18 protein-coding genes are annotated in these 15,704 nt (G+C 61.1%); 14 read left to right on the top strand and 4 right to left on the bottom strand.

The genetic code is table 11. The annotated features are described in order from the left end of the window. Positions 1–2: 2 nt before the first annotated feature. The 6 genes from HY26_RS14710 to HY26_RS14685 are packed head-to-tail and all read left to right on the top strand — an operon-like array spanning position 3 to position 7,370. Positions 3–1,568, top strand: coding sequence for a type II and III secretion system protein family protein (locus tag HY26_RS14710; protein WP_034761739.1), 1,566 nt, complete (start codon positions 3–5; stop codon positions 1,566–1,568). An 11-nt stretch (positions 1,569–1,579) separates the two neighbouring features. Beyond that, positions 1,580–2,293 (top strand): CpaD family pilus assembly lipoprotein, encoded by a 714-nt coding sequence (locus HY26_RS14705; protein WP_146740247.1) that lies wholly within the window; start codon positions 1,580–1,582, stop codon positions 2,291–2,293. A 26-nt stretch (positions 2,294–2,319) separates the two neighbouring features. Continuing rightward, complete coding sequence (locus HY26_RS14700; protein WP_112073930.1) at positions 2,320–3,723, top strand: AAA family ATPase; 1,404 nt, start codon at positions 2,320–2,322, stop codon at positions 3,721–3,723. A 24-nt stretch (positions 3,724–3,747) separates the two neighbouring features. Then, positions 3,748–5,244 carry a CpaF family protein gene (locus HY26_RS14695; RefSeq protein ID WP_034761742.1) on the top strand — a complete coding sequence of 499 codons (1,497 nt, stop codon included), beginning with the start codon at positions 3,748–3,750 and terminating at the stop codon, positions 5,242–5,244. A gap of 2 nt (positions 5,245–5,246) precedes the next feature. Continuing rightward, positions 5,247–6,281, top strand: coding sequence for a type II secretion system F family protein (locus tag HY26_RS14690; protein ID WP_233348583.1), 1,035 nt, complete (start codon positions 5,247–5,249; stop codon positions 6,279–6,281). 18 nt (positions 6,282–6,299) lie between these two features. Beyond that, positions 6,300–7,370: a type II secretion system F family protein gene (locus tag HY26_RS14685; RefSeq protein ID WP_370453452.1), complete on the top strand. Its 1,071-nt coding sequence runs from the start codon at positions 6,300–6,302 to the stop codon at positions 7,368–7,370. 29 nt (positions 7,371–7,399) lie between these two features. Here the strand turns inward: HY26_RS14685 and HY26_RS14680 are convergent, their stop codons facing one another. Continuing rightward, entirely contained in the window at positions 7,400–8,293 is an 894-nt protein-coding gene (locus HY26_RS14680) for a tetratricopeptide repeat protein (protein ID WP_065382760.1), read from the bottom strand. 118 nt (positions 8,294–8,411) lie between these two features. Here HY26_RS14680 and HY26_RS14675 point away from each other — a divergent pair, with 118 nt between their 5' ends. The 5 genes from HY26_RS14675 (at position 8,412) to arsC (ending at position 12,149) form a co-directional block, all read left to right on the top strand. Further along, on the top strand, positions 8,412–9,773 hold the full coding sequence (locus tag HY26_RS14675) for a M17 family metallopeptidase (RefSeq protein ID WP_034761747.1): 1,362 nt from the start codon (positions 8,412–8,414) through the stop codon (positions 9,771–9,773). Positions 9,774–9,838: 65 nt separating this feature from the next. Beyond that, complete coding sequence (locus HY26_RS14670) at positions 9,839–10,174, top strand: helix-turn-helix transcriptional regulator (RefSeq protein WP_034761750.1); 336 nt, start codon at positions 9,839–9,841, stop codon at positions 10,172–10,174. Between the two features lie 23 nt (positions 10,175–10,197). After that, on the top strand, positions 10,198–10,683 hold the full coding sequence (locus tag HY26_RS14665) for an ArsI/CadI family heavy metal resistance metalloenzyme (RefSeq protein WP_112073928.1): 486 nt from the start codon (positions 10,198–10,200) through the stop codon (positions 10,681–10,683). 6 nt (positions 10,684–10,689) lie between these two features. Then, positions 10,690–11,733, top strand: coding sequence for an ACR3 family arsenite efflux transporter (gene arsB / locus HY26_RS14660; RefSeq protein WP_112073927.1), 1,044 nt, complete (start codon positions 10,690–10,692; stop codon positions 11,731–11,733). Then, positions 11,730–12,149, top strand: coding sequence for an arsenate reductase (glutaredoxin) (gene arsC, locus HY26_RS14655; RefSeq protein ID WP_112073926.1), 420 nt, complete (start codon positions 11,730–11,732; stop codon positions 12,147–12,149). The genes arsB and arsC overlap by 4 nt, the downstream gene beginning before the upstream one ends. Before the next feature lie 3 nt (positions 12,150–12,152). On the opposite strand, the gene HY26_RS14650 is transcribed toward arsC, so the two are convergent. Next, positions 12,153–12,842 carry a tetratricopeptide repeat protein gene (locus HY26_RS14650; protein ID WP_051599541.1) on the bottom strand — a complete coding sequence of 230 codons (690 nt, stop codon included), beginning with the start codon at positions 12,840–12,842 and terminating at the stop codon, positions 12,153–12,155. A gap of 61 nt (positions 12,843–12,903) precedes the next feature. On the opposite strand from HY26_RS14650, the gene HY26_RS18885 reads away from it, so the two are divergent. Further along, positions 12,904–13,779 (top strand): SDR family NAD(P)-dependent oxidoreductase, encoded by an 876-nt coding sequence (locus HY26_RS18885; RefSeq protein ID WP_146740246.1) that lies wholly within the window; start codon positions 12,904–12,906, stop codon positions 13,777–13,779. A 4-nt stretch (positions 13,780–13,783) separates the two neighbouring features. Here the strand turns inward: HY26_RS18885 and HY26_RS14630 are convergent, their stop codons facing one another. Continuing rightward, on the bottom strand, positions 13,784–14,128 hold the full coding sequence (locus tag HY26_RS14630; protein ID WP_112073922.1) for an antibiotic biosynthesis monooxygenase: 345 nt from the start codon (positions 14,126–14,128) through the stop codon (positions 13,784–13,786). Continuing rightward, on the bottom strand, positions 14,125–14,454 hold the full coding sequence (locus HY26_RS14625; protein WP_112073921.1) for an NIPSNAP family protein: 330 nt from the start codon (positions 14,452–14,454) through the stop codon (positions 14,125–14,127). Before HY26_RS14625 ends, HY26_RS14630 begins: the two co-directional genes overlap by 4 nt. A 71-nt stretch (positions 14,455–14,525) precedes the next feature. Between HY26_RS14625 and HY26_RS14620 the strand changes: the two genes are divergently transcribed. Together HY26_RS14620 and HY26_RS14615 are read left to right on the top strand one after the other, a co-directional pair. After that, on the top strand, positions 14,526–15,215 hold the full coding sequence (locus HY26_RS14620) for a helix-turn-helix transcriptional regulator (RefSeq protein WP_034761761.1): 690 nt from the start codon (positions 14,526–14,528) through the stop codon (positions 15,213–15,215). 118 nt (positions 15,216–15,333) lie between these two features. Then, on the top strand, positions 15,334–15,702 hold the full coding sequence (locus tag HY26_RS14615; protein WP_034761763.1) for a limonene-1,2-epoxide hydrolase family protein: 369 nt from the start codon (positions 15,334–15,336) through the stop codon (positions 15,700–15,702). The last annotated feature ends 2 nt before the right edge of the window (positions 15,703–15,704 follow it).

Genomic DNA, 15,704 nt, shown 5'->3' with positions numbered 1-15,704 from the left:
GCATGAAGGCCTTCCAGAAAGCCAGAACGGCAGCTGTAATTGCCTTGTCGCTCGCGATAGGGCCGGCGGCTTTGGCGGGACCAAATACATTCGGGACCCAGATCACCCAACCGGGTGAATCCGCGGTCAGCGAGCAAGTGACACTCGGGCTGAACAAGTCGACAATCATCGACCTGAGCGCGCCTGCAGCAGATGTCGTGATCACGAATCCGGAGATTGCCGACGCCATTGTGCAGACGTCGCAGCGGATCATCTTCCGGGGCATGGATTACGGGCAGACAAATGCCTTTGTCTTTGACCGCCAGGGCAACCAGCTTCTCAATCTCGAAATCAATGTCGAGATGGACATGGCCAGCATCCAGCAGATGATTGCCCGCCATGTGCCGGGTGCCCGGGTCAAGGTTGAAGGCCTGAACGGCAATGTGGTGATTACCGGAACCACGGACAGCCTGTCCGAATCTGACGCTGTGGAACGCCTTGTCGAAGCCTATCTGGGCAGCGGTGAGGAAGAAGAGACCAAAGTCATCAACATGATCGACATTGCGGCGAAGGACCAGGTGCTCCTGGAAGTCCGCGTCGTCGAGATGCAGCGCAATGCGATCAAGCAGCTTGGGATCAATCTGAGCGGAGCACCGACCTTCGGTGACCTCGGCAATCTGGTCGAGCGCCAGCTGTTCGTTGGCAACAATCCGCCCGTGAATGCTGATACGACCGCGCTCTTCCCGGGGCTGCCGTTCGACGTCTCCTCGAAAGTCGGTTCGAGCCTGGGCTATCCGCTTCAGGGACGCTCCCTGGGCGGCTTCTCCGGCCGTGCTACGTACAGCAATTATGTTGGCCAGGACCTCCAGTCGAGCGTCGGTGTTGAACTGAATGCGCTGGAGCGTATCGGCATCGTCAAAACACTGGCCGAACCGAATATTGTCGCCATGTCCGGCGAGAGTGCGAAATTCCTTGCCGGCGGTGAATTCCCGGTACCGGTCGGTCAGGACCAGAATGGCCGGATCACGGTCGAGTTCAAGCCCTACGGCGTCGGTCTCGGGTTTACGCCGGTCGTCTTGTCGGAAGGTCGTATCTCCCTGAAGATCTCGACGGAAGTTTCCGAGCTGAGCTCCGAGGGCGCCTTCCAGGGCGAGAGCACCACGATTGTCGACGCCCAGGGCAACACCACCTCCTATGAAGGTGTGACCCTGCCGGCGCTCTCTGTCCGCCGGGCCGAGTCGGTGATTGAGCTGCCGTCTGGTGGCTCGATGATGATGGCAGGTCTGATCCAGTCGCAGTCGCGTCAGAGCCTCGACCAGATTCCCGGCCTCAAGAAGTTGCCGATCCTGGGCGCGCTGTTCCAGTCCCGCGACTTCATCCAGGAGGAGACCGAACTCGTCGTGATCGTGACGCCTTATCTGGTCGACCCGACCAAGAAGGACCAGCTTCGTACGCCAGCTGACGGTTATGCAAACGCTTCGGACGCGAAGACGATCTTCTTCGGGAAGCTGAATGAACAATATGGCCGCAACGGTGAACCCGTATCGGCATCCGACTATCGTGCCCCTGTGGGCTTTATCGAGGAATAGGGGACCAGAAGGTGACCAGGATCCTGAAACCCACCGCCACTTTGATTGTTGCCGGCATTGGCATGGCAGCGCTGAGCGCTTGCTCCAGCGTGGCCCCATCGAATGTACCTGCCGCCTATCTGCAGGGAACCGCGCTGGACCGGAATGCCATCCGCGTTGAGAAGAAGACTGAATTCCTGGAGATTGCGATCCACCCGCAAGCGTCGGAAGTCAGCCTCGCAGACAAGGCTGCGATCTCGAATTTCGTTTCGGCGTATCGGGATCATGGCCATGGCCCGCTGATCATGTCCTTGCCAGCCTCATCCGCCAATCCGCAGCTGGCTGTTGCAGCGGTCGCAGAGGCCCGCGCGATCGCCTACGAGAATGGCGTTCAGTATGAAGAGATCGAGGGAACGCATCATGGCGAAGATTCCCTCGTGTCCGAACCGATGATCCTGGCGTTCCAGGCCTACGATGCGATTGCGCCAGATTGTCCTTCTCAGGCCACGATCGACTATTCGGACATCAGCTCCAACAATGAGCGGGCGACGCTCGGTTGTTCTATCCGTGCGAACCTCGCAGTGATGATCGCCGATCCGGCCGACCTTCTTGGAAGCCGGCCGCTGGATAGCGCCGATCCGGTTCGCCGCAGCGTTATTCTTGAGAAATTCCGCAAGGGGGAATCGACGGCTTCCACGCGCGGCAGCAATGAATCCGGCACCGTCTCCCAAGCCGTTTCGAACTAGAGCGTAAGACAAGGAATAAACAAGCCATGTCCAGTGAAAAGCCGCTCCACGAATCCGATTTCGAATCCGACTTCGAAGACGTCTTCGCAGATGATCCATTGGCGGATCTGGCCCTGCCGAAAGAGGAGCCGGTGGCCGAAGAGATGGAAGAGTCTTCGGTAATGGTCGATCTGGATACGCCGCAGCGTGAAGTCGAGTTTGACCAACCGGTCTTTTCTGCGCCTGAGGATGGCCTGGGGGGAGATTCCGTCCTGCCCGCCATTTCGATCCAGGTCTTCTACGAGCGCGATGAAACCCGCCTGTTGATGGAAGTTTGCGCCCGTGACCGGCGCATGGGCCGCGCCACGATCGAGGCGCACCCGGGCGGCATTTCCGCGGCGACCGAATATATGCGCGTAAACCCGACGCCAAACCTGCTCATCATCGAGTCGTCTGCCCGTTCGGCCCAGCTTCTGTCCGAGATCGATCAGCTGGCAGAACATTGCGACGAAACAGTCAAGGTGATGGTTGTCGGCGCGATCAACGATATCGCCCTGTATCGCCAACTGGTTGCCCGCGGCGTCAGCGAGTACGTTGTCCCGCCATTCCAGCCCCTGCAGATTCTCCGGACCATCTCTGGTCTCTTCGCTGATCCGGATGCGCCATTTGTCGGCAAACAGATATCTGTGGTTGGTGCGAAAGGTGGGGTCGGGGCCTCGACAATTGCCCACAACCTGGCTTGGGCCATGGCAGAGAACACCAAGGTCAATACGACACTCGTCGATCTTGATCTGTCATTCGGGACCACGGCACTGGATTTCAATCAGGAGCCGGCGCAGACGATCGCCGATGCCTTGCTCCAGCCGGAACGGGCAGATGATGCCGTGATCGAGCGTCTGCTTGCCAAGGCAAGTGACCGGCTCTCCCTGTTCACAGCGCCGGCCTCGATCGGCCAGATCATGGACATCCCGGATGAGTCTTACGTCTCCGTGATCGAAGTCGTTCGACGGAACGTGCCATTCCTGGTCCTGGACCTGCCGCATGTGTGGAGCCGCTGGGTGCAGCGCACGCTCGTTGCATCCGATGAAGTGATCATCGTCTGCCAGCCGGATCTCGCCTCCCTGCGCAACGGCAAGAATTATATCGACCAGTTGAAGGCTGCCCGGCCCAACGACAACCCGCCGCGTCTCGTCATAAACATGTCGGGTGTGCCGAAGCGGCCGGAAATTCCGGTGAAAGACTTCGGCGCCGCGATTGGCGTTGAGCCGGAAGTGATCCTGCCGTTCGAACCGGAACTGTTCGGTACGGCAGCAAACAACGGGCAAATGATTTCCGAGACGGACGGGACGTCGCGCTCTGCCCAGGCAATCGACCATATGGCTTCGCTGCTCACCGGGCGTTCGGTCGCGGCGCAGCAGAAATCCATCTTCAAGAAACTGTTGGGCAAGTAAGGCCTGACAAGGCGGGACATACGAATGGCATTCGGGAAACGTTCACCTTCTGCGACACCGACAGCGGCACCGGCCTCTGCGCCGGCGCCGAAGGCTGCACCTGCGCCAGCCGCACCGCGTCCGGAGGCCGCAAAAGCGGCAGCACCAAAACCTGTTGCGGTGAAGGGCGCGCCCAAGGCGCCGTCTCCGCCAGCCCCGGCCCCGCCGGAGCCGAAGCAGGAAAAGGTCCGCCAGGTTTCACAGCAGTCTGAACAGTACTACGCAACGAAGACCACAATCTTCAATGCGCTGATCGACACGATCGACCTGTCTCAGCTGGCGCAGCTCGATTCCGAAAGCGCGCGGGAAGAGATCCGCGACATTGTCGTCGAGATCATCTCCATCAAGAATGTGGTGATGTCCCTGTCGGAGCAGGAGCAGCTGCTCGACGACATCTGTAACGACGTTCTCGGATATGGACCTCTGGAGCCGCTTCTGGCGCGCGACGACATTGCCGATATCATGGTCAATGGTGCCGATACGACTTATATCGAGGTCAACGGCAAGATTGAACGAACCAATATCCGCTTCCGCGACAATGCCCAGCTGATGAACATCTGTCAGCGGATTGTGAGCCAGGTTGGCCGCCGCGTTGACGATTCCTCACCCATTTGTGACGCGCGACTTCTTGATGGCTCTCGTGTGAACGTGATTGCGCCGCCACTGGCGATTGACGGGCCGACCCTGACAATTCGTAAGTTCAAAAAGGACAAGCTGCGCCTTCAGGACCTTGTGAATTTCGGCTCCATCAGTGAGCCGGGTGCTGAGCTTCTCCGGATCATCGGACATTCGCGGTGTAATATCCTGATCTCCGGCGGTACGGGTTCGGGTAAGACAACCCTGCTGAACTGCTTGACCGGGTTCATTGAACCGGGCGAGCGCGTCATCACCTGCGAAGACTCCGCGGAACTCCAGCTCCAGCAGCCGCATGTCGTGCGGCTCGAGACACGTCCGCCGAACATCGAAGGCTCCGGTGAGATCACCATGCGGGATCTCGTGAAGAACTGTCTGCGTATGCGTCCGGAACGGATCATCGTGGGCGAGGTGCGTGGCCCGGAGGCGTTTGACCTCCTCCAGGCCATGAACACCGGCCACGATGGCTCGATGGGAACGCTGCATGCCAACAGCCCGCGCGAAGCACTCAGCCGTGTGGAATCCATGATCACGATGGGTGGTTTCTCTCTGCCGGCAAAGACAATCCGGGAGATGATCGTCGGCTCGATCGATGTCGTCGTCCAGGCATCGCGTCTTCGTGACGGTTCGCGCCGTATCATGAACGTCACCGAGGTTCTGGGTCTCGAAGGAGATACGATCGTCCTGCAGGATGTCCTGAAATATGAAATTGAGGGCGAGGACGAGAACGGCCGTGTCGTAGGCAAGCATCGCGGCACCGGTATTGGCCGTCCGCGGTTCTGGGACCGTGCTTCCTATTACAATCTTGAGCGCGAACTCGCAGCCGCCCTTGATGAGCTGGGAGGCTGACGATGGACGGAAACATGATGACCATCGCAATTGCCGGTCTGGCATTTGTGGCCATCGCCGGCCTCGGATTTGCTTTCTCGGGCGGTGACAAGGAAGCGGCAAGAAAGCGTGCGCGCGCCATCGGCGCCGGCGCGACTGTGGCGGGGAAGGGCCGGGCCGGAAAGGTCATGGACGAATCGGCGAAGCGCCGCGCCAAGACGCAGGAGATGCTGGACTCGCTGCGCAAGCAGGGGCAGGCGCGCCGGAAAAGCAGCGGCGCTCAGACGATCAAGGACAAACTCGTGCAAGCGGGCCTTGATGTCCCGCTCTCCGCATTCTGGATGTTCTCCATCCTTTTGGGGGGCGTTTGCGGTGCGCTGGTCTTCCTGTCGGGATTCGAAGGCCTGACCATTTCCGGCATTGCCTTGCGCAGCCGCCCAGCTCTCGTGGCAGGCGCGTTCTTTGGCGGGGCATTTGGTTTGCCGCGCTTTTTCCTGAACTTCATGATCAAAGGCCGCCACAAGAAGATGATCAACCAGTTCGCCGATGCGCTGGATGTGATCGTGCGCGGTGTGAAATCCGGTCTGCCGTTGAATGAATGTATCCGGATCATCGCCAAGGAGAGCCCGGAACCGCTGCGGACCGAATTCGGCACACTTGCGGACAATCTGGCCATGGGGGCAGGGACCGAACGGTCTCTGAACATGTTCTACAAGCGCGTCCCATTGCAGGAAGTGAACTTCTTCATGATCGTGCTGCTGATTCAGGCCAAGGCGGGCGGTAACCTGTCCGAAGCGCTCGGCAACCTGTCGAGCGTGATCCGGTCGCGTAAAATGATGCGCGAGAAGATCAAGGCGATGTCGTCCGAAGCGAAAGCATCGGCCATGATCATTGGTTCTCTACCCTTTGCGGTCGGCCTGCTCGTCTTCATGACTACACCCGATTACATCATGGAACTGTTCCGGACCGAGACGGGGCACGTCGTTCTGGCGACGGGATCGACACTGATGTTTACCGGCATCATGACGATGAAGAAGATGATCAACTTCGATATCTAGGCAGGCACAGTGTACGAGATCATCCTTTCCCTGACGAAGCCTGAAGCCCTGGCATCCCTGTTGGTCGCGGTGGCCGTGTTCGGCACCATGGTGACCATGTTTATGCCCTATCTGCAGGGCAACAAGCTGGAAACGCGGCTCAAATCCGTTTCGATGCAGCGGGAAAAACTGCGTAAGCAAAACCGGGCTGCGCTTGAGAACAAAAAAGGCCTGCGCCGGAAAGATGACTCGACCATCGGCGAAATTTCTTCCCGCCTGAACCTCGCCAAGGCACTGGAAGATCCGAACCTTCAGGACACGTTGAACAAGGCCGGCATGCGGGGCCCGGGCCCTGTCTCCGCATTCTATTTTGCGCGGATGACGCTGCCCTTCGTGGGGATGCTGGTCGTCTTCGTCTATGTCTTCTTCGTCAATGATTTCGGTTTCCAGCCGATGATGAAGTACGGCTCCCTCCTTTTCGGGGCTGCGGCAGGTTTCTATGCGCCAAACCTGTATGTCTCCAATCTGGCCCAGAAACGCCAGAAATCCATCATGCGCGCCTTTCCCGATGCGCTCGACATGCTGCTGATCTGTGTCGAAGCCGGCATGTCGATCGAGCTTGGCTTTCATAAGGTCAGCCAGGAAATCGGCTCTGCGTCTCCGGAGCTGGCTGAGGAATTCGGCCTGACGGTTGCAGAATTGTCCTATCTGCCAGAGCGCCGTCAGGCTTATGAAAACCTGGCGAAACGTACGGGTCACGAAGGCGTCAAGGCTGTCTGTATGGCGCTTGGCCAGGCCGAACGCTATGGTACGCCGCTGGGCGATGCGCTGCGTGTGATGGCCAAGGAAAACCGTGAGATGCGGATGTCGGAGGCTGAGAAGAAGGCCGCGGCACTTCCGGCCAAGCTGACCGTGCCGATGATTGTCTTCTTCCTGCCGGTCCTGTTCCTCGTCGTGCTTGGCCCGGCCTACATCAAATTCCAGAAGATGCAGTCGAAGAATGACGCAGTTCCGGCTGTCACGACGGAGCAACGCACGAATGACCGCCGCTCGGATGCGGGCGGCCTGATCGGGATCGACCCGCGCATTGAAGTCAGCGTCCTGGCCTGATCAGCCGGAGAAATTCAGAGACGGATGTTTCAGCCGCCCGTGCGGCGTAACCTCAGGCCCGTCGCTTCGGCCGGTGGCGCGTCAGCCTCCGGCGCCTGTGCCGCGGCCTGCGCCGAAGCTTTTTCCTGAAGCGCCTCCAGATCACGGCCCGGCTTGATCATTTCCTTCAGGAGTTCGACATTCTGCTCGACCACGGCGTCCGGCGCATAACCGGCGCTCGTCTTCTGCATCTCCTCGAACCGGCCCTGAAGACCCAGCACCAGTGCGAGGTTTTCGCGGATACGAACATCGCCCGGTGCGACATCAGCAGCCTGGCGCAGCTTGGCTTCAGCACCGGTCAGATCGCCAGTCAGTGCGAGGGAGAGCCCGTAATTGGCCAGCGTTGAGGCGCGTGCCGGCTCGATCGCCAGCGCTTTTTCGTAGGCGACCTGCGCGCCTTTGTGATTTTCCAGCTGGTCCATGGCGGTTCCAAGCGCGGCCCAGGCGTCTGCCCGGTCAGGCTGAGCGACGGCGACCTGCTCGAATGCCCGCGCAGCGCCCAACTGGTTGCCATTGGCGGCCAGCGCCCGGCCCAGCGGCATCAGGATGCGCGGCTCGTTCGGATGGATGACCAGCACTTCGGACAGGACCTCCACCGCCCGTTCCGTGGAGCCGATGCCACGCAAGGCGTCAGCGAAGGTCAGGGCGTTGTCCAGGTTTTCGGCATCCTTGGCATATTCCTTCGACCAGAAATTCGCCTTGGTCAGCGGGTCCGAATTATTGGCCGCTTCGATTTCCTCTGGGGTTGCCGGCTTCATTGCCTCAGCCATGGCGGCCTGCAGCTCTGCCGCCGCTTTGGCATCCGGATCAGGCGTCGAGGCGCAGGCCGAGATACCGGCCAGGGCGACAGCAAGTGCAGCCAGTGAGGTTTTGGCTCTGGACATGGGACCGCTCCGGGTTTGAATCAGGATCATTCCCGCGTGAGTCTGGACCTGTGGGCGTCAAGGATGGGTTAACGCCAGCGCAGACTCCATTAACACTTGCCCGTACGAGGCCATTTTCATGCACAAGAGTTTCACCACCGGTGCCGACGGGGCGGTCAGCGTCTGGCTGTACACCGCTGATGCCTTCAAATCCCTGGAGAACGATCCGTTCCCTTCCGCCCGTGCGATTGCAACGGCGCAGGCGTTCAAGGGCGGGGCAGGGCAGATGGTGCTGGTGCCGAGCCCGGAAGGTGGCCTTGCGCATGTTCTGGGCGGTATCGGCGACGGAAAGGATGCGCTGGCAGTCGCCGCTCTTTCGGGCAAGCTGCCGGAAGGGGTCTATGAGATCGCGGCAGATGGCGGCCTGTCCATGGCGTCCATTGCGGCTGGCTGGGCGGACGGGGCCTACAGGTTCGAGCGGTATCTGAAAGAAAAGTCCTGCCCGCCGCAGCTCGTGATCCCCGAGGGCGATGCGGGTGAGGCGCTGTCGGCGGAAGCAGATTCCATCGCCTTGTTGCGGGATCTCGTGAACACTCCGGCCGGCGACATGACCCCGGCGGGTATTCAGCAGACCGTCGAAAAGCTGGCGGAGGAATTCGGCGCGAAGCTGACCGCGATTGTTGGCGACGCCCTGCTGGAACAGAACTACCCCATGGTTCACGCCGTTGGCCGCGCGGCCAAGGCGGCGCCGCGCTTCCTGGAACTGGAATGGGGCGATGCGTCGAAGCCGAAGCTCGCGCTTGTCGGCAAGGGGGTAACCTTCGATTCCGGCGGTCTCGATATCAAGCCGGGCAGCGGCATGCGGATCATGAAGAAAGACATGGGCGGTTCCGCCCATGTCATCGCGCTGGCCCGCCTCGTCATGGCTACAAAATTGCCGGTGCATTTGAAGCTGTACGTGCCGACGGTCGAAAACGCGATCAGCGGCGATGCGTTCCGGCCAGGCGATATCCTGTCGTCCCGCAAGGGCCTGACGGTCGAGATCGACAATACGGATGCCGAGGGCCGGCTGATCCTGGCGGATGCGCTGGCGCGGGCCTCCGAAGGGGAGCCTGATCTGCTGATCGACTTTGCGACGCTCACCGGTGCGGCCCGTGTCGCGCTCGGGGCGGATCTCGCGCCGGTCTACTCCGATGACGAGCAACTGGTCGCCGATATCCTTGAGGGTTCAGCACAATCCGGCGATCCGGTCTGGCGCATGCCGCTTTGGGACCCCTACATGTCGGAACTGAAGAGTCCGATTGCGGACCTCGTGAACTCCGGCAGCAGTTTCGGCGGTTCGATCACGGCCGGCCTGTTCCTGAAACAGTTCGTGGATGCGAAAAGCTGGGCCCATTTCGATGTCTGGGCATGGCGCAAAACCAAATATGGCCGCCCGGAAGGGGCCGCCGCCTGCGGCCTGCGGGCGGTCTGGGCGATGCTGCAGAAACGCTACCGTTAGATTTTCGGAGACAGGGGTTTCGAAAAGCGTGTTGACTCATTCCATATTTCCAGTATCGTGGAAATATGGAATCGAAAAACGCCCTCTCCAAACTCTCCGCCCTGGCTCAGGAAAACCGTCTGGCAGTGTTCCGCCTTCTGGTGAGGGCCGGGCATGATGGCTTACCAGCAGGGGAGATTGCGGCAGCGCTAGACGTGCCGCCGAATACGCTTTCGGCTCAGCTCAACATTCTTTCGAATGCGAACCTGATCGAAGGCAAACGCCAGGGGCGATCCATCATCTATACCGCCAATTATGACGCCATCAGTGGGCTGATCGTGTTCCTGATGGAAGATTGCTGTCAGGGCCGTGAAGAAGTGTGCAGCCCCGTTATGGCGGCGGCCCAATCTGCCTGCTGCTGACCTGTCCCTGGAAAGGAAACTCCATGAAACGCCTGCATGTCCACATCGCTGTCGATGACCTCCAGCGTTCGATCGATTTCTACTCGACCCTGTTCGATGCGCCGCCGAGTGTGCGCAAGGACGACTACGCCAAATGGATGCTGGACGATCCGCATGTGAACCTCGCCATCAGCGCCCGCGGCGCAGCACCCGGCGTGGAGCATCTGGGCATTCAGGCCGAAGATTCGGGTGAGCTCGCGGAAGTCTATGATCGCCTGAAGCGCGCTGACGCCCCGGTTCTGGAAGAGGGGGAGACGGTCTGCTGCTATGCCCAATCAGAGAAGAGCTGGATCGCCGATCCGGCAGGCGTGCCGTGGGAAGTGTTCCACACAACCGGAGACAGCGCCGTTTATGGGGGCGGCCCGGAACTGAATGACGGGCGGCTGGCTACAACACCGACCGGCATGGCGGTGGAGCGAGCCTGCTGCGCACCGGCCATCGCTGAACCGAAAAGCGCTGGCTGCTGCTGACGCAATATGGGGGCGTTCGAGAAATACTTGTCGGTCTGGGTCGGTCTCTGCATCCTTGCAGGGATCAGCCTGGGGGGCGTCGTGCCAGGTGCATTCTCCGCACTGGCGGCGCTGGAATATGCCAACGTCAATTTTGCCGTTGCCGTCCTGATCTGGGCGATGGTCTGGCCCATGATGATCGGAATCGATTTCTCGGCCATGCGCCGGGTTGGCGAGCGGCCGAAGGGGCTGATCATCACGCTGGTGGTGAACTGGCTGATCAAGCCGTTCACCATGGCGCTTCTAGGCGTGCTCTTCTTTCGGCATGTCTTTGCCGGGTTTATTCCCGAGGCAGATGCCGAAGGCTATATCGCCGGCCTCATCCTGCTGGGCGCGGCGCCATGCACAGCCATGGTGTTTGTCTGGTCCCAACTTACCCGTGGTGACCCGAACTACACATTGGTGCAGGTCAGCGTGAACGACGCAATCATGGTGTTCGCCTTCGCCCCGATCGTGGCCTTCCTGCTGGGCGTGACGGAGATCAGCGTGCCTTGGGAAACGCTGCTCCTGTCGGTGGCGCTTTATGTCGTCATTCCATTGATCGCCGGAATCCTCACGCGCAACGCGCTGGCCCGGAAGGGCGGAGAAGCGGCTGTGACGGATTTCACCCACAGGATCAAGCCGCTCTCCGTGATCGGATTGCTGGCGACGGTTGTCCTGTTGTTCGGCTTTCAGAGCGGGACGATCCTGGCGCAGCCCCTGATCATCGCATTGATCGCCGTGCCGATCCTGATCCAGTCCTATGGCATCTTCGCGCTGGCCTATGCCGCCGCATGGGCCTGGAAAGTGCCGCACCGGATCGCGGCGCCTTGCGCCCTGATCGGAACGTCCAATTTCTTTGAACTGGCGGTCGCCGTCGCGATCAGCCTGTTCGGCCTGAACTCCGGTGCCGCGCTGGCCACGGTGGTCGGCGTGCTGGTCGAGGTGCCGGTGATGTTGTCGCTGGTCGCTTTCGCCAACCGCACCCGATCGGCTTTTGTCAGCTCAGAAGAGGAGGTTGCGGCACCATGATTGTCATTCATCACAATCCCGATTGCGGCACGTCCCGGAACGTTCTGGCCATCATTGAGGCCAGCGGCGAGAAGCCCACCGTGATCGAATACCTGAAAGAAGGCTGGACCCGCTCGCAGCTGCTCGGGCTCTTCGCGGCGGCTGGCCTGACGCCACGCACGGCTCTCCGGGAAACGAAATCCCCGGCAAGAGAGCTGGGACTTTTGGAGCCCGGAGTGGGTGATGAGGCGATCCTTGAGGCGATGCTGGAACATCCTGTCCTCGTGAACCGGCCCATCGTGTGCAGCCCGAAAGGCGTGCGCCTGTGCCGGCCGAGCGAGGTGGTGCTGGACCTGTTGGAATCCCTGCCGCCGGGCCCGTTCTACAAGGAAGACGGCGCGCTTCTGATTGACGAAAACGGCCAGCGTGTGGGCTGAGGCCTAGTCGGTTTCCAGACGCTCGATCGGGCCGCCGGCATCGGCCTGCAGGCGCAGGGCCTCGCGCACCTGGCCGCGCAAGACGAGCGTGTTGATGTCTTCCGGGTCTGCTTCCATCGCCGCGTTCACGTCCAGCATGGCCTTGTCCGGCTCGCCTTTGGCGAGCCAGGCGGCGCCGCGCATCTGGTAGGCCTCGGCATGGTCAGGCACGCGCATCAGCACGGCGTCGAGATCTTCGATGGCTTTGTCATAATTCTCCAGCAGGATGTGTGCCGAGGCCCGGTCCAGCAGCAGCTCCGGCGCGTCGGGCGCGATCTTCAGCGCGCCGTCGAAGGCCTGCAGGGCGGAGTCCGGATCCTCGGCTTCGATCCACGCGTTTCCGGCTTGTGAGAGATAGGCTGCGCGCTGTTCCAGCGTGCCGCCATCCGTTGAATTTGCGAGGTTTTTCAGCCGCTCGGCGCCTTCTGCCTGATGGCCGAGGGCGATCAGCGCCATGGCCGTACACTGGCGTGCGCCGGGGCGGTTGCCCTGGTAGAGCCAGGCGAGGCCGTCTTCATAGGCGTCGTCCGGATCGGTCTCGATCTTGGCGAGGCAGGCCTCCAGCCGGGCCTGTTCCTCAGCGGCGATACGTTCGCCAGCCGACGTGGTCTGCAGGAAGGCGAGCGACACGGCGGCCAGGGTGAGAAGGGGCATGGATCGGACACTCCGGAACCTGTAACAAACCTCATAGATACAAAGGGATCAGCACAGGCAAATGACAGTTCAGCCATCTCTGCTTTTTGTCGCCGGGCTTGGCTATAGTGCCACACACCTGGCGCGGATGTGGCCGGGCCCTGTGGCCGGCACGGTGCGCAGCGAGGCGAAGGCGGCGGCGCTGCGGGCAGACGGCATCGACGCCCGCGTCTGGGATGGCGAGAGCCCGCTTCAGCTGCCCGAAAAGGCATGCCTTCTGGTGACGATCCCGCCCGATGCACATGGCTGCCCCGTGCTGCGCCATGTGCATACCGAACCAGGCCATGATCATGCCGGACTGAGCGATGACCTCTCCGTCACCTATTTGTCCACAACCGGTGTCTATGGCGACCTTGCCGGCGGCTGGGCGTTCGAGTGGAGCAAGCCTAACCCGCAGAGCCGCCGCGCCAAGGCCCGCGCCCGCGCCGAGGATCAGTGGCGCGAGGCCACAAAAGGCCGCGCCAGCCTCGTGCGCCTACCGGGCATCTATGGCCCCGGCCGCTGTGCCTTCGACCGGCTGAGGGAGGGCACAGCCCGGCGCATTGTGAAGCCGGGGCAGGTCTTCTCCCGTGTGCATGTGGACGATATTGCGAGCGGCCTCTTGGCCTTGCACCAGCGCCCGGAGGCGGTCGCGCGGGCAGGCGGCGTACTCCATCTTTGCGACGACGAGCCCGCCCCACCGCAGGATGTAATCGCACACGCCGCCCAATTGCTCGGAATGGACCCGCCGCCGGACATGCCCTTCGAGGACGCAGACCTCAGCCCCATGGCCCGCAGCTTCTATGCCGAGTGCAAACGCATCTCCAACGCCTGCACCAAGGCCGCCCTCAACTGGCGCCCGAAATACCCCACCTACCGCGAAGGCCTGGCGGCGATCCTGGCGGCGGAGGGGCACTGACGTATCAGCCATGTGTTTCGCGGCTATCGTCCGGGGCGCTTGTCCGGTGTGTCAGCCCATAGTCGCGAACAACTTCGGCGACGCACAATCGATAGTCCCGGAACAGATCGTTCCGCCCACGTGCCTGCGCGCTTCGATGTGGGGGCAGGTTGCGCCAGGCCTGCACTGCCGCTTCGTTGCGCCAGAATGACAGGGACAGGTATTTGCCCGGCATCGTGAGGCTTTCGAACCGCTCGATGGAGAGGAAGCCGTCAACGCCATCCAGCAGGGGGCGCAGCGCGGCAGCGGTTTCAAAATAGGCATCCGCCTTACCGGGCAGAGGTTCCAGCTCGAACAGGACAGCAATCATGGCAGGATAAGCTCCGCATGCGGCGCTGAGGCGAGTTTCAGGAAAATGCGGTCTTCCTTGCGTATGAAGCGTTCGCGCTTTGCGAACTCATAATTCTCAAGGCCAATCGGGTCCGCTGCGAGACGCTGCTTGTAGGCTTCATAGTCCGCAAGCGAGGGCAGGGAGTAAACGCCATAGGCCGTGGTGGCAGAGCCTTCATGCGGCGCGAAATAGCCGATCAGGTCGGCGCCGCAGCGTGGAATGGCCTGACCCCATCGGCGGGCATAATGTTCGAATGCTTCTTTTTGGAATGGATCGATTTCGTATCGGATGAAACAGGTGATCATGTCGGGCTCCTTTCTGCCGTTCCCCGACATAGCGGATTGCGCCGCATCAATGGTTCGGTTACCGTCGAACCATGAAAGACGGCCCGGACATTTCCCGCATTGCCGCCCTGATTGGCGACCCGGCGCGCAGCAACATGTTGCTGAGCCTGATGGATGGACGCGCCCTGACCGCAAGCGAACTTGCCGAGGCGGGCGGTATCACCAAACAGACGGCGAGTTCACATCTCGGGAAACTCATGGATGGTGGGCTGCTCGCAAGGGAAGTGCAGGGCCGCCATCACTATTACCGGCTGCAGGATGGTGATGTGGCCCACGCGATAGAAGCCCTTCTGCATGTGGCGGAGCGTGGCCCCGGCAAGCGGACACGCACAGGACCGGCCGACCCTGAGCTGCGCAAGGCGCGGATCTGCTATGATCATCTCGCCGGCGAACTCGGTGTGCGATTGTTCGATACGATGAAACGGGGGGGTGGCTTGAATGAACGGGGAGGGCAGTTTGCCTTGACTGAGAGCGGCTGGGGCATGCTTGGGAAAATCGGAATTGCAGAGGCGGATTTCGGAAATTCCCGGCGGCCCATGTGCCGGTCATGCCTCGACTGGAGCATGCGGCGCCATCATTTGGCTGGTCAGGCAGGCGCTGCAATCCTGACACAGATCATGGATCTTGGCTGGGCACAGCGACGCCCGGGCACGCGCATCATCGCTTTCACGAAGCCAGGAGAGGCATCGTTTGAGCGTTGGTTGAAAACGGCGAAGTGCTGATGCCACTTGATCTTCCGCCTGGCGAGGGCGGCCTCGGCCATCTCGCGGGCTATCGGTGCGGGCGTGATATACGATCAAGCGTTCGGCCATTTCGCCGGCAAAAAGAGGGAGAAACGCCATGAGCAATGAAGAGGTGATCCGGGATTTTATTGCGGCCTGGTCGCGGCTGAATGTGGACGAGCTGGTGAGCTTCTTTGCCGAGGACGGCATCTATCACAACATGCCGACGGGCCCGGTGCAGGGGCATGCGGCGCTGCGCAAGTTTATCGGTGGCTTCATCAATGGCTGGAGCGAGACGACTTGGGATGTCCTGACGCTGATGTCCGCCGGGGACAAGGTGGTCGCCGAACGCCTCGACCGCACCGTCGCGCATGGCAAGCAGATCGACCTGCCCTGTTGTGGTGTTTTCGAGCTGAAGGACGGCAAGATCGCCGTCTGGCGCGACTATTTCGACCTCGCCACCTACATGAAACCGCTGGGCGGGTGATC

Origin of the sequence: Hyphomonas sp. GM-8P, from assembly GCF_003263315.1 — a bacterium.
Classification (GTDB): domain Bacteria; phylum Pseudomonadota; class Alphaproteobacteria; order Caulobacterales; family Hyphomonadaceae; genus Hyphomonas.
Note: the sequence above shows the minus strand (reverse complement) of the source record. Positions and strands in the feature narration are given on the sequence as shown.

Excerpts from the sequence above, each read along its gene's own strand:
- HY26_RS14710 (WP_034761739.1), top strand. The coding sequence starts at position 3 with ATGAAGGCCTTCCAGAAAGCCAGAACGGCAGCTGTAATTGCCTTGTCG.
- HY26_RS14625 (WP_112073921.1), bottom strand. The coding sequence starts at position 14,454 with ATGATCACCTGTTTCATCCGATACGAAATCGATCCATTCCAAAAAGAA.
- HY26_RS14680 (WP_065382760.1), bottom strand. The coding sequence starts at position 8,293 with ATGTCCAGAGCCAAAACCTCACTGGCTGCACTTGCTGTCGCCCTGGCC.
- HY26_RS14700 (WP_112073930.1), top strand. The coding sequence starts at position 2,320 with ATGTCCAGTGAAAAGCCGCTCCACGAATCCGATTTCGAATCCGACTTC.
- HY26_RS14690 (WP_233348583.1), top strand. The coding sequence starts at position 5,247 with ATGGACGGAAACATGATGACCATCGCAATTGCCGGTCTGGCATTTGTG.
- HY26_RS14695 (WP_034761742.1), top strand. The coding sequence starts at position 3,748 with ATGGCATTCGGGAAACGTTCACCTTCTGCGACACCGACAGCGGCACCG.
- arsC (WP_112073926.1), top strand. The coding sequence starts at position 11,730 with ATGATTGTCATTCATCACAATCCCGATTGCGGCACGTCCCGGAACGTT.
- HY26_RS14630 (WP_112073922.1), bottom strand. The coding sequence starts at position 14,128 with ATGATTGCTGTCCTGTTCGAGCTGGAACCTCTGCCCGGTAAGGCGGAT.
- HY26_RS14620 (WP_034761761.1), top strand. The coding sequence starts at position 14,526 with ATGAAAGACGGCCCGGACATTTCCCGCATTGCCGCCCTGATTGGCGAC.
- HY26_RS18885 (WP_146740246.1), top strand. The coding sequence starts at position 12,904 with ATGACAGTTCAGCCATCTCTGCTTTTTGTCGCCGGGCTTGGCTATAGT.
- HY26_RS14615 (WP_034761763.1), top strand. The coding sequence starts at position 15,334 with ATGAGCAATGAAGAGGTGATCCGGGATTTTATTGCGGCCTGGTCGCGG.
- HY26_RS14665 (WP_112073928.1), top strand. The coding sequence starts at position 10,198 with ATGAAACGCCTGCATGTCCACATCGCTGTCGATGACCTCCAGCGTTCG.
- HY26_RS14650 (WP_051599541.1), bottom strand. The coding sequence starts at position 12,842 with ATGCCCCTTCTCACCCTGGCCGCCGTGTCGCTCGCCTTCCTGCAGACC.
- HY26_RS14675 (WP_034761747.1), top strand. The coding sequence starts at position 8,412 with ATGCACAAGAGTTTCACCACCGGTGCCGACGGGGCGGTCAGCGTCTGG.
- arsB (WP_112073927.1), top strand. The coding sequence starts at position 10,690 with ATGGGGGCGTTCGAGAAATACTTGTCGGTCTGGGTCGGTCTCTGCATC.
- HY26_RS14670 (WP_034761750.1), top strand. The coding sequence starts at position 9,839 with ATGGAATCGAAAAACGCCCTCTCCAAACTCTCCGCCCTGGCTCAGGAA.